Here is a 12,217-nt window from a genome sequence, read left to right on the forward strand (position 1 = left end):
CTCTGTATATTTACCCATGACGCCTCCAAAGGTTGCATCCAACCTTCGGGGGTCACACCACTCCGCGTGGGAATGCAGTTCGTGACGCTCTGCGTCACACAGGGCTCTGCGATGTCGGGTGGATTGGGGTTCGACTCAGGTCACCTTTTCGCCCCTCGGCGACCTACTTTGATGGGGCCAAAGTAGGCAAAGCCCGCAGCTCCGTTTCCGGCCCGACTTCGTCGGGTTCCTTTGCCCTGTCACTGATCCGGGGGTCGCCGCAACGGGCCATCCATGGCCCGGATGCGGCTAACTCGGCATCCTTGCCGAGTTACCGCCGGATCAGCGCCAGGACTCAGCCGTCACTAACGTCGCACTCTGCGTCGTCTGTGCCATCGCGATAACAAAGCGCTTTTATGTGCAGTGATGACAGGTAAAGCATGACTTTGCGCTGCAGCACGACCTAGAGCGTCACGAACTGCATGCCAACGTACGGGTACGAGAAATCCCGCAATAAACATTTCCCACTTCCTGCCGTTACAGAAATTAAGTTGTTTGTTGATCCTGCCGATGCATTGTTCGCTGACGAAGGGCACAATGCCATTAGGCCAGCCAGTCATCCAGATGCCGGGTAGGAGATAACCCCTTTTGTTGCGTCCATCAGCTGCACGCTTGAGTCATTTTCTGCCTTCACTGGGTTTGCTGGTGGCGGGGCTCGCGGCTGCGTACGTAAAGGACCTGAACGTCTTCTTCACCTCTCTGTTCAACGTGCTTCCTACTCTGGTTCTTCTGTTGGGCGGTGCGTATTGCTGTGTTTATCGACGTCAGCGCGAGCTGTTTCTGATGCTCACGGTGTATATCGCCTACTACCTGCTCGACACCCAGACCGATTACTACCGTGACCACGGCAAGGTCCGCGAGGATGCGGCGGTGATCTTTCACCTGGTCTGCCTGCTGCTGCCGCTGCTGTTCGGGCTTTATGCAGCATGGGAGGAACGCACGCATCTGTTCCAGGACATGATTGCGCGGCTCGCGGTGCTGGTGGCGCTGGGCGGTGTGGCGGTGGGGCTTGAGCAAAGTTATCCGGTCGAGCTGCAAGTCTGGCTGGCCGACATCCGCTGGCCTGTCCTGCATGGCGCATGGATGAGCCTGATTCAGTTGTCCTATGCGATGTTTCTGGTGTCGTTCGGGGTGCTGATCTGGCAATACCTGGAAAAGCCGCGACCGCTGCATGCGGCGCAGATCGTCGGCCTGCTGGGTTTGCTCTGGGCATTGCCCAAGACCTTCATTCTGCCGTTCACGCTGAACATACTTTGCAGCCAGGTGATGCTGATGATTGCCGCTGCCGTCGCTCACGAGGCTTATCAGATGGCCTTCCGCGACGAGCTTACCGGGCTGCCTGGGCGTCGGGCGCTCAATGAGCGCATGCAGCGTCTGGGTCGCAACTATGTGCTGGCGATGAGCGACGTGGATCACTTCAAGAAATTCAATGACACCCACGGCCACGATGTGGGCGATCAGGTGCTGCGTCTGGTGGCCAGCAAGCTGTCGAAAATCACCAATGGTGGCGGCAAGGCCTATCGCTATGGCGGTGAGGAGTTCGCCATTGTGTTCGCCGCCAAGAGCATCGATGAGTGCATGCCGCACCTGGAAGCCATCCGCGAGACCATCGCCAGTTACGAAATTCAGCTGCGCAACAAGGACAATCGCCCTCAGGACGACCAGCAAGGCCGACAGCGTCGAAGTGGCGCGCAGGCTGGCAGCGTGTCGGTGACGGTGAGTATCGGCGTTGCCGAACGCCAGCCGGAGCATCGCACGCCCGAAGAAGTGCTCAAAAGCGCCGACCAGGCGCTGTATGCAGCCAAGGGCGCCGGGCGCAATTGTGTGGTGGCTTACGGGCAGTTGAACCGACGCGGCGCTGTGCGCACGACTGAAGCGGCAACCTGAGCAAACCCTGGTACTTCCCGTGACCTGTTATGACTATTCAGTCATGACACGACCCTATGTCTCTGAAATGTTGTTCGGTTAGACTCGTGGAACTCGACTGCTGATCTGCGTCGCTGGATGCATCGATCGGCTTCCCAAAGCATTTCGATCCGTGTTCACGAGGTTTGCCATGGCTGACTATAAAGCGCCACTGCGCGATATGCGCTTCGTCCTCAATGAAGTCTTCGAGGTTTCAACGCTCTGGGCTCAACTGCCCGAGCTGGCCGAAACAGTCGACGTCGAAACGGTCGAAGCCATTCTCGAAGAAGCCGGTAAAGTGACCAGCAAGACCATTGCGCCGCTGAGCCGCAACGGTGACGAGGAGGGCTGCCACTGGAAGGACACCGTCGTCACCACGCCTGCCGGTTTTCCCGAGGCCTATAAGATCTACGCCGAAGGCGGCTGGGTCGGTGTGGGCGGTAACCCCGAGTTTGGCGGCATGGGCATGCCCAAGGTGGTGTCGGCTCAGGTCGAAGAGATGCTCAACTCTGCCAGCCTGGCGTTCGGTCTGTACGCGATGCTCACCTCCGGCGCCTGCGTGTCGATAGACACCCACGCGACCGAGGAGCTCAAGAACAAATTTCTGCCCAATATGTATTCGGGCGTCTGGGCCGGGTCGATGTGCCTGACCGAGGCCCACGCCGGTACTGACCTGGGCATTATTCGCACGCGCGCCGAACCCCAGGCGGACGGCGCCTACCAGATCACCGGCAGCAAGATTTTCATTACCGGTGGCGAACACGACCTGACCGAAAACATCATCCATCTGGTACTGGCCAAGTTGCCGGATGCTCCGCCTGGCCCGAAGGGCATCTCGCTGTTTCTGGTGCCCAAGTTCATGGTTGGTGACGACGGCAGCCTCGGCGAGCGCAACACCGTCAGTTGTGGCTCGATCGAGCACAAGATGGGCATCCAGGCGTCGGCGACGTGCGTGATGAACTTCGACGCCGCGACTGGTTATCTGATCGGTGAGCCGAACAAGGGCCTGGCGGCGATGTTTACGATGATGAACTACGAGCGCCTCGGCGTCGGTATCCAGGGCCTGGCGTCTGGCGTGCGCTCTTATCAGGCCGCCGTCGAGTATGCGCAGGACCGTCTGCAGAGCCGTGCCCCGACCGGTGCGCAGAACAAGGACAAGGCCGCTGACCCGATCATCGTCCATCCTGACGTGCGTCGCATGCTGTTGACCATGAAAGCCTTCAACGAAGGCGGTCGGGCGTTTTCCAGCTACGTCGCCCTGCAACTGGATATTGCCAAGTTCAGCGAAGACGATACCGCGCGCAAGCGTGCCGATGATCTGGTAGCACTGCTGACACCGGTCTCCAAGGCGTTCCTGAGTGATATCGGTCTGGAAACCACCGTCCACGGTCAGCAGGTATTCGGCGGGCACGGTTACATCCGCGAGTGGGGCCAGGAACAACTGGTGCGTGACGTGCGTATCACGCAGATCTACGAGGGCACCAATGGCATTCAGGCGCTGGACCTGGTCGGGCGCAAGATCGTCGGCTCGAATGGCGCGTTCTATCAGCTGTTCTCCGATGAAGTCCGCCAGTTCATCACCGGCTCTGACAAAGCGCTCAGCGAGTTCACTCAGCCGCTGAGCAAAGCCTTGAACATGCTCGATGAGCTGACCGGCTGGGTGCTGGATCGCTCGCGCAACAACCCCGATGAAATCGGTGCGGCCTCTGTGGAATATCTGCATCTGTTCGGTTACACCGCGTATGCCTACATGTGGGCCATGATGGCCAAGGCAGCACTGGGTAAAGAGCAGCAGGAGGAGTTCTACGCAAGCAAACTGGGGACCGCACGCTTCTACTTCGCACGTCTGCTGCCGCGTATTCACTCGCTGGATGCCTCGGTACGCGCGGGCAGCGAGTCGCTGTACCTGTTGAAGGCGTCACAATTCTGACCTGGAAAAGTCTTGTAAGCATTTGCTTACACTACGTGACGCCAATTGGCCTCTTCCCAAGAAAGGGATCCAAAGTTAATCTTTGTTCATGGACGTAGCGCAGGACGCGCAACAAGACATAACAGGGACACGTAGGGAAGCCTGCCAGGATGGCGGGGTGAAAGGGAAATCAGGGAAACAGTCTGGAAAGCCCCGCTTCGGCGGGGTTTTCTTTGTTTGCGTTTTAACGATTCGATGTTCTTTCTGCTCGCAGCACACGATGTTGTGCCCGCAGTGCAATGCTTGTCCTGATCCTCTCCCGAGAAAGAATAATGGCGCGGTGCCAGAGCCGGTTGAACCCTCGCCGCCGGGCAGGGTCGATTAGCTGTATGGCCAATCAGAGCCAATCAATCAGGAGCTTTTCATGGACATCATTCGTATCATTTTCGCCATTCTGCTGCCTCCGGTAGGCGTGTTCATGCAAGTAGGCTTTGCTGGCGCTTTTTGGTTGAATATCCTGCTGACCCTGCTGGGTTACATCCCGGGCATCATCCACGCGATCTACATCATCGTTTCGCGTAAGTAACGCCTCGCTGCACACGCTGATCGTTCCCTGACGCGGGAACGATCATACGGCCTGATCAGGCATCCAGCACATCCCGATAGAAACGCCATTCCTTCTCCAGCGCATCTGCCAGGTTATTTGCCTTGCGGAATCCATGATGCTCGTCCGCATAGAAGTGCGCTTCGGTCTTGATACCGTTGTCCTGCAAGGCCTTGAGCATGGACCGGGTCTGTTCCGGAACCACCACGGCATCCAGTTCGCCCTGAAAGAAAATCACCGGCACTTTGATGCTGTCGGCGTGCAGCAGGGGCGTACGAGCCTGATAGCGCTCGATGTCATTGTCGGGATCGCCGATCAGCCAGTCCAGATAATCACCCTCGAATTTATGCGTCGCCCTGGCCAGTGCTACCGGGTCGCTGACGCCGTAAAGGCTGGCGCCTGCGCGGAATACGTCGCGGAAGGCCAACGCGCAGAGCGTGGTGTAGCCACCGGCACTGCCGCCGCGAATGAAAGCCTGTCGTTCGTCGATCAGGCCGCGCTCGGCCAGATGTTTCACGACTGCACAGGCATCTTCGACGTCCGCCACGCCCCAGGTGAGGTGCAGACCTTGCCGGTACACGCGGCCGTAGCCGCTGCTGCCGCGATAATTGAGGTCTGCGACGGCGAAGCCGCGGTGCGTCCAGTACTGAATGCGCGGGTCCAGCACCGGGTAGCACGCAGAGGTCGGGCCGCCATGGATGAACACCACCAGCGGCGGTTTTTCTGCGCCGGTCATGGCCGGATAGAAGTAGCCATGAGCCTCGGCCCTGCCACTGGGGTAACGCAACGTCTGAGGACGGCTGATCTGATCGGCCGGCAGCGGCGACCCGCCTCCGGCAAGCACCTGAACACTGGCGTCGTGGCGAGAAATGGCCAGTACCGCAGAGGTGCTGATGGCCGAGGCGGCGATGCAATAGACGAACTCTTCGTCAATGGCGAGGCTGCGAAAGCGGCTGTAACCCGCGCTGAAGTCCTCGACGCTGCCGTCAGCCTGAGAAAGCCCCAGGATACTTGAACCGTCTGCAAACCAGCTCGCCAGGTAACCATCGTTGATCGGCAGCCAGGTGCAACTGCCCATTTGCCACGGCGCGGAAGCATGATCCGCCGGACGGGCGGGAAGCGGCGCAAACCCGGAAGGCGATTCGCCCCACGGCTGCCAGAAACCCGCGCGATCAGTCAGGCAATACAGACGCCCATGGGCATCGAAGCGCGGCTGTTGCAGAGACTCTTGCGCACCGTCACCTGCGATGCACTGCGCAGCGGCCCAGTTGCCGTCGTCCTGTTTCGTTGCACACATCAAACGGGTGCTGGTCCACGGCTGATGCGGGCGCTGCCATTCGATCCAGGCCAGGCGCCTGCCGTCGGCACTGACAATTGGCGATGAGTAAAAATCAGCGCCTTCGGCCAGTAACTGGCGCTTGCCGTCAGCCAGCTCGATAGCCACCAGTCGATGCGTGTTGCGGTCCTCTTCAACGGCCAGAATCCGGCCGCCGCTGAAGAACACGCCGCCGTAGCGCTTGTCGCCCTCGGTCAGCGCCACCGGCTCGCTGGCGTCCAGGGCCTGTCGATACAGTTGCTGGTCGCGCTCGTTGACGAAGACTACGGCGTCGTCGGCGAGGCAGAACGAACCACCACCGTATTCATACACCCGGCTGCGTACGCTGAAACCTTGTGGCGTCAGGCAGCGCTTGCTGTTGGCGTACCAGTGCCAGATGCGGCTGGCGCCGTCTTCGGGGCGGTATTCGTTCCAGAACAGGCCCGCCGAGCTGACATCCAGTTCGGCGAAGTCGACGCCTGCAGCGACCGCCTGGGCGGCGCTCAGGCGGTCAGGAGGATTTTGCGATGAGTCGTGAGTTTCGGTCATTGCGAAAGGCCAGCTCTTCAATGGTTTGAGTAGCGGTTTCGGACTCGTCACGAGCCTGAGTGATAATCCCGTGGTGATAGGATTTGCTGCACACCGGGTCGGCATTGGCGGCGTCGCCGGTCAGCATGAAGGCCTGGCAGCGACAGCCGCCGAAGTCCTTTTCCTTCTCGTCACACGAACGGCACGGCTCGGGCATCCAGTCGTAACCGCGGAAGCGATTGAAGCCGAACGAGTCGTACCAGATGTGCTGCATGCTGTGATCGCGCACGTTGGGGAACTGAATGGGCATCTGCCGCGCGCCGTGGCAGGGCAGCGCCGTGCCATCCGGTGTCACGGTCAGGAAGATATTGCCCCAGCCGTTCATGCACGCTTTGGGACGCTCTTCGTAATAATCAGGGGTGACGAAAATCAGTTTGCACGGATGATTCTCTGCCTCCAGCCGGGCGCGATATTCATTGGTGACGGCTTCGGCGCGGACCAGTTGATCTTTGGTCGGCAGCAGACCGACGCGATTCAGATGCGCCCAGCCATAGAACTGACAGGTCGCCAGTTCGACGAAGTCCGCTTCCAGCGCGAGACACAGCTCGATGATCTTGTCGATACGGTCGATGTTGTGCCGGTGGGTCACGAAGTTCAGCACCATCGGGTAGCCATGCCTTTTCACCGCGAGGGCCATTTCCAGCTTCTGCGCGAAGGCTTTTTTCGAGCCGGCGAGCATGTTGTTGACCTGCTCGTCGCTGGCCTGAAAGCTGATCTGGATGTGGTCCAGGCCTGCTTCCTTGAAGGCGATGATCTTCTCTTCGGTAAGGCCGATGCCCGAGGTGATCAGGTTGGTGTAGAAGCCCAGACGCCGTGCCTCGGCGATCAGTTCGGCAAGGTCCTGGCGCACCAGCGGCTCGCCGCCGGAAAAACCGATCTGCGCCGCACCCATTTCCCGCGCTTCCTGCATGACCTTGAACCACTGCTCGGTGCTCAGCTCCTGGCCCTGTTTGGCGAAATCCAGGGGGTTGGAGCAATACGGGCATTGCAACGGGCAGCGATAGGTCAGCTCGGCGAGCAGCCACAGCGGCAGCCCGACCTCGGGAGTGGGCGGTATGTACGGGGTGTTGGTGACGGGTGCTATGTCAGACAAGATCGATCCAGTTTTTCTTTTTGGCGCCTTCCATGAACTCGTCGACGTCCATGCCCAGTTCGGGAACATTGGGGAACTGCTGATGAAGCTCATCAATGATGGCGGCGATGGTGCGCTTGCCATCGATCAGCCCGCCAATCAGGGCCGCGCTTTCATTGAGTTTGATCATGCCTTCAGGGTAAAGCACCACATGCGCCTTTTGCGCAGGCTCGTACTGAAAGCGATAGCCTTGATGCCATTTGGGTGTCAACGCTCGGAACTGCGGATCGTGCTTCATAGGGTAATCCCCTTATGCCAGACCCTTTGGTCTGTGACGCTGTGATACGGCGGGCGGTTCAGCTCGTAGGCCATGGACATGGCATCGAGCATGCTCCACAGGATATCGAGTTTGAACTGCAGGATTTCCAGCATACGCTGCTGACCTTCGTACGTAGTGTAGTGCTGTAACGTGATGGCGAGGCCGTGCTCTACATCGCGTCGGGCCTGACCCAGGCGAGTGCGGAAATACTCATAGCCTGCCGGGTCGATCCATGGGTAGTGCTGCGGCCAGCTGTCCAGACGCGACTGGTGGATCTGCGGGGCGAACAGTTCGGTCAGCGAGCTGCTGGCGGCTTCCTGCCAGTTGGCGCGGCGGGCGAAGTTCACGTAGGCGTCGACGGCAAAGCGCACGCCTGGCAGCACCAGTTCCTGCGAGCGCAGCTGGTCCGGGTCGAGCCCCACGGCCTGGCCGAGGCGCAGCCAGGCTTCGATGCCGCCGTCTTCGCCAGGCGCACCGTCATGATCGAGCAGGCGCTGAATCCACTCGCGACGGATCTCGCGATCCGGGCAGTTGGCCAGAATCGCCGCGTCCTTGAGCGGAATGTTCACCTGATAGTAGAAACGGTTGGCGACCCAGCCCTGAATCTGCTCGGGGGTCGCTCGGCCGTCGTACATCGCCACATGGAACGGGTGATAGATGTGGTAATAGGCACCCTTGGCGCGCAAGGCCTGTTCGAATTCGGCGGGGGACAGCGCAGTCGCTTCGCTCATGTCAGCTCCTAAAGCTCGATGCTCATGCCATCGAAGGCCACTTCGACGTTGCGACGAACCAGCTCCGCGCGTTCCGGGGAGTCTTCGTCGAGAATCGGGTTGGTGTTGTTGATGTGGATAAGCACCTTGCGCTGCTCGGGGAAGCCTTCGAGGACTTCGAGCATGCCGCCGGGACCATTCTGTGCCAGATGGCCCATTTCCCGGCCGGTGCGCGTGCCCACGCCACGGCGCTGCATTTCGTCGTCGTCCCACATTGTGCCGTCGACCAGCAGGCAGTCGGCGTCACGCATCTTCTCGGCCAGTGCTTCATCGACCTTGCCCAGGCCCGGGGCATAGAACAGCTTGCCGCCGGTGCGGGTGTCTTCGACCAGCAGGCCGATATTGTCGCCGGGGTGCGGGTCGAAACGGTGTGGCGAGTAGGGCGGCGCGGCGCTGCGCAGCGGGAAGGGCGTGAAGCGCAGGTTCGGGCAGGCCGGAATCACGAAGCTGCCCTGCAACTCGATGCGGTTCCAGCTCAGGCCGCCGTTCCAGTGCTTGAGCATTTCGAACAGCGGGAAGCCGGTGCTCAGGTCCTCATGGACCATATCGGTACACCACACCTGATGCGGGCAGCCTTCACGCAGGCTGAGCAGGCCGGTGGTGTGGTCGATCTGGCTGTCCATCAACACGATCGCGCTGATGCCGGTGTCGCGCAATGCGCGACCCGGCTGCATCGGCGCAAAGCCCTGCAATTGCGCGCGAATGTCCGGTGAGGCGTTGCACAGCACCCAGTTGATACCGTCGTCGGACAGCGCAATGGACGACTGGGTCCGCGCATGGGCACGCAGGCTGCCGTCGCGAAAACCCGCGCAATTGACGCAGTTGCAGTTCCACTGGGGGAATCCACCGCCAGCAGCAGAACCTAGAATCTGGATGTACATGACAGCTCCTGGGACACGCTCTGAAATAAAAAACAGCCACAACCATAAAAAAAGCCCCGGCGAACCGAGGCTTCACAGCGCACTGAAATCAACGGCTTGCGAAGTACATGGTGACTTCGAAACCGATACGCAGATCAGTGTAAGCAGGTTTAGTCCACGACATAAAAATCTCCTCGGATAAGTGCAGCGGTGGGTGACTACATCTTAGTGCATCGCTGGAGGCATACGTTCAGATGCTTAGGGAGCTATGTTACTCATTTTCACAATTCAGCAGGGCTAGAATCTGCATGAAAGACCGTTACTGTTCAGGTAAGGATTGCGGAACAGCCGCGCTGGCAGGGCGATTGGCCACGATCAGCCAGCCACCTGTGGCCTTGATCAATTGATCCGCAGAGGCCAGCAACGAGTGTGTTTCCAGATTTGACAGCGCCCGCTGCAAGGTGGGCGCATGGTCGCTCTGATGCCCGGCAAGGTGTGCCTGCCACTGCAGGTCGGCACGCTGTTGCTCCGGCAGGTTCGACGGCTCGAACTGCGCTGCAAGGGCGTTTGTCTGTTCAGGCAAATCTGCGTCGCGGACTAACTGCGGCAATCTGCCGATAAAGGCCGCGATGTGCTCAAACAGTTGCTGGGCATTGCAGGTGGGCGATTGCACACCGAACAGCAAGCCGGCCCTTCCGTCGATCTGCCTGAGGCCGCTGAACACCGCGTAACCCAATTGCAGCTCGACCCGCAGCCGCTGATAGAACGGCGTCTGGGCCAGGTGCGCGAGCAGACGCCAAGCGGCTTCATCTTCGATAGAAGTCGTGGGCGCCGGGCAGAACACCAGCACGGCGTCTTCCGAGGAAGACGATGCTTGCGCTGCCCAATGCTTGCCAGCGCGAATGGTTGGCAGATCGGCCGGGGAAGTTTGCCGAACGCCGGGTGCTGCATTCAACACCGCGTCCAACATCGACTGGCTGGCCGTGTCGAAACCGCTGGTGAAACTGATCCAGCGCGAAGCCGACCATACGCCTGGCAGGTCGCTTATGGTCACCTCCGGGTCACTGCGCAGGTAGTGATCGGCAAGCTGCTTGAGCAACTGACGGATCGGGATCAACACTGGCTCGTCGTGTTCCTGCGCGCGGGCATCGGGGTGCTGCAAGCGCAGGAGGCTTTGTTGCAGAACCGCTGGCATCGGTTCGCGCAAGCCGTTCAACTGCAGCTGCCAGTAGGGGCCGTACGCGGTGAAGGTCAGGGTTACCCCGGCCTGACGTGCGTCTTCGGCCAGTGGCTTGAGCGCGGCGTCGAGCATCCGCCAAAAGGCGGGCTGTGGGGACGGCAGTTGCCAGCGCAGGTACAGCGCGGCTTCAACGGGGTCGTCCGCCGCCGTACCAAGAAACGGGTTCCGGGCTGGCAGGCGCCAGTCGACCAGCTCTGGGTCGAGGTTATCCTCATCAGCCGTGAGTTTTGCGAGAAATGCGCTTAAGGCTTTTTGGCCTTGCTCGCTCAACTGCGCGGGCGTTTCGCGACAGTGATGGTTGGCCAGAGCCAATGCTCCGCACATCTGCAGAAGGCGTTGTTCGAGACGGTGGTATTCCTCAAGCCGCGTTGGCCAGTGAGCCTTGAAAAAAGCGAGCCAGCTGAAAAGCAGGCTGCTGATAGCGGTCGCGTTCGCCGGGTCGCCTTTACACTCGATATCCAGCAAAAGCTGCCCGCCGAACTGGTACAGCGGCGCGGCGTGCAGTGAAGTGCAAAGGCCCCTGCGGATCAGCTCGGCAACCAGCCCGCCAGGCTGCGCTGCGTTCAGCCAGTGACAGAAGAAGGCCACCGCTTCGTCAGCCTTGTCCGGCAAGTCCTCGAAGGCAAACAGCAGATGGTTTTGCTCGCCAGCCTGTCGAGGGCTGGTCATCAATGCTGGAGGCGGGCGCTGTGTGACCTTTATCCCAGTGGCGAAAACCGCGCCGTGGTTTATCGCCAGCGCCTGCAATTCAGCCATCGGCAGCGGGCCAGTCAGGCACAGGGTCATCTGCCCGGCCTGATAGAAGCCTCGATAAAAGTCATGCAATGCCTGCTGAAACGCCGGGTTAGGCACTGACAGGCTGTAGCGATTGCCAGCGTGAAAGCCACGCAGCGGATGCTGAGGCGTGATCGCTGTCAGCAGGCGCGCCTGATCGCGGGATGCGCTATCGCCGAGCCAGGCGATGAACTCGGCGTGCAACACTTCGCGCTCGCGTAATTGATCTGCGATGTCCATGCGCGGCCGGGCAAGCATGTCGCACAATCGCTGCAGCCCTTGGGCGAAGGCCGCCTGCGGCAGTTCGAAGAAAAAGTCGGTGGTGCGCTCGCGGGTGCTGGCATTGACCTGCCCGCCATGACGCTGCACGAAGGTCATCAGGTTGTCCCCGGCCGGGAAGCGTTCGGTGCCGAGAAAAAACAGGTGCTCCAGAAAGTGCGCCAGCCCTGGCCACGCCTGTGGCGCATCGTGACTGCCGGCTGCCACGCGCAACGAGGCCGCACAGCGCTTGAGCCGTGGCTCGTGACACAGCAGCACATTCAGGCCGTTGGCCAGCGTGAGGCGTTGAGTGTCGGCGGAGTGTGCGGCAGGCATGAGGGGCGTCCGGAAAGCGTTGCAAGGCGAAGCGTCATGCTAGCGGATTAGCCGACCCGTTCGCGAGCCTGCTGCTCAAGCCTGCGAAATAGAGGACGCAAAGGGGCCGTCAAGCTTCCCGACAATGCATCGCCTGAACGACCGTCTTCGCGAACAAGTTCGCTCCTACCCCTCGGGCAGGAGGCCGTTTTTGATTCTGCCCAACGGGCGTAGGAGCGGACTTGTCCG

The 12,217-nt window shown here is 60.4% G+C and carries 10 protein-coding genes; 3 read left to right on the forward strand and 7 right to left on the reverse strand.

Going from position 1 to position 12,217, the window contains the following annotated elements; all coding sequences use genetic code 11:
* The first annotated feature begins 627 nt into the window (after positions 1–627).
* The 3 genes from KBY08_RS26060 to KBY08_RS26070 all read left to right on the forward strand — a co-directional run bounded on the left by KBY08_RS26060 (position 628) and on the right by KBY08_RS26070 (position 4,439).
* On the forward strand, positions 628–1,926 hold the full coding sequence (locus tag KBY08_RS26060; RefSeq protein WP_011269168.1) for a sensor domain-containing diguanylate cyclase: 1,299 nt from the start codon (positions 628–630) through the stop codon (positions 1,924–1,926).
* A 169-nt stretch (positions 1,927–2,095) separates the two neighbouring features.
* The gene (locus tag KBY08_RS26065; RefSeq protein WP_032655808.1) at positions 2,096–3,874 is read left to right on the forward strand and encodes an acyl-CoA dehydrogenase C-terminal domain-containing protein; all 1,779 of its coding nucleotides are present in this window, start codon (positions 2,096–2,098) and stop codon (positions 3,872–3,874) included.
* Between the two features lie 403 nt (positions 3,875–4,277).
* Positions 4,278–4,439 (forward strand): YqaE/Pmp3 family membrane protein, encoded by a 162-nt coding sequence (locus tag KBY08_RS26070; RefSeq protein WP_002555565.1) that lies wholly within the window; start codon positions 4,278–4,280, stop codon positions 4,437–4,439.
* A 55-nt stretch (positions 4,440–4,494) separates the two neighbouring features.
* Here the strand turns inward: KBY08_RS26070 and KBY08_RS26075 are convergent, their stop codons facing one another.
* The 7 genes from KBY08_RS26075 to pqqF form a co-directional block, all read right to left on the reverse strand.
* Positions 4,495–6,321, reverse strand: a complete 1,827-nt coding sequence (locus KBY08_RS26075) for a S9 family peptidase (RefSeq protein ID WP_032655809.1) — start codon at positions 6,319–6,321, stop codon at positions 4,495–4,497.
* Positions 6,284–7,453: a pyrroloquinoline quinone biosynthesis protein PqqE gene (gene pqqE / locus KBY08_RS26080; protein ID WP_032655810.1), complete on the reverse strand. Its 1,170-nt coding sequence runs from the start codon at positions 7,451–7,453 to the stop codon at positions 6,284–6,286. Before pqqE ends, KBY08_RS26075 begins: the two co-directional genes overlap by 38 nt.
* Positions 7,446–7,730, reverse strand: coding sequence for a pyrroloquinoline quinone biosynthesis peptide chaperone PqqD (gene pqqD, locus KBY08_RS26085; RefSeq protein ID WP_011269164.1), 285 nt, complete (start codon positions 7,728–7,730; stop codon positions 7,446–7,448). Before pqqD ends, pqqE begins: the two co-directional genes overlap by 8 nt.
* Positions 7,727–8,482, reverse strand: a complete 756-nt coding sequence (pqqC, locus tag KBY08_RS26090; protein WP_111522396.1) for a pyrroloquinoline-quinone synthase PqqC — start codon at positions 8,480–8,482, stop codon at positions 7,727–7,729. Before pqqC ends, pqqD begins: the two co-directional genes overlap by 4 nt.
* Positions 8,483–8,490: 8 nt before the next feature.
* Positions 8,491–9,402 carry a pyrroloquinoline quinone biosynthesis protein PqqB gene (pqqB, locus tag KBY08_RS26095; RefSeq protein WP_024640643.1) on the reverse strand — a complete coding sequence of 304 codons (912 nt, stop codon included), beginning with the start codon at positions 9,400–9,402 and terminating at the stop codon, positions 8,491–8,493.
* 88 nt (positions 9,403–9,490) lie between these two features.
* Positions 9,491–9,565 carry a pyrroloquinoline quinone precursor peptide PqqA gene (gene pqqA / locus KBY08_RS26100; protein ID WP_003422658.1) on the reverse strand — a complete coding sequence of 25 codons (75 nt, stop codon included), beginning with the start codon at positions 9,563–9,565 and terminating at the stop codon, positions 9,491–9,493.
* A gap of 135 nt (positions 9,566–9,700) precedes the next feature.
* Entirely contained in the window at positions 9,701–11,989 is a 2,289-nt protein-coding gene (pqqF, locus tag KBY08_RS26105; RefSeq protein ID WP_111522395.1) for a pyrroloquinoline quinone biosynthesis protein PqqF, read from the reverse strand.
* Positions 11,990–12,217 lie beyond the last annotated feature (228 nt).

Origin of the sequence: Pseudomonas sp. P135 (genome assembly GCF_020312125.1) — a bacterium.
Lineage (GTDB): Bacteria > Pseudomonadota > Gammaproteobacteria > Pseudomonadales > Pseudomonadaceae > Aquipseudomonas > Aquipseudomonas fragariae.

Excerpts from the sequence above, each read along its gene's own strand:
- KBY08_RS26065 (WP_032655808.1), top strand. The coding sequence starts at position 2,096 with ATGGCTGACTATAAAGCGCCACTGCGCGATATGCGCTTCGTCCTCAAT.
- KBY08_RS26070 (WP_002555565.1), top strand. The coding sequence starts at position 4,278 with ATGGACATCATTCGTATCATTTTCGCCATTCTGCTGCCTCCGGTAGGC.
- KBY08_RS26075 (WP_032655809.1), bottom strand. The coding sequence starts at position 6,321 with ATGACCGAAACTCACGACTCATCGCAAAATCCTCCTGACCGCCTGAGC.
- pqqD (WP_011269164.1), bottom strand. The coding sequence starts at position 7,730 with ATGAAGCACGATCCGCAGTTCCGAGCGTTGACACCCAAATGGCATCAA.
- pqqC (WP_111522396.1), bottom strand. The coding sequence starts at position 8,482 with ATGAGCGAAGCGACTGCGCTGTCCCCCGCCGAATTCGAACAGGCCTTG.
- pqqB (WP_024640643.1), bottom strand. The coding sequence starts at position 9,402 with ATGTACATCCAGATTCTAGGTTCTGCTGCTGGCGGTGGATTCCCCCAG.
- pqqF (WP_111522395.1), bottom strand. The coding sequence starts at position 11,989 with ATGCCTGCCGCACACTCCGCCGACACTCAACGCCTCACGCTGGCCAAC.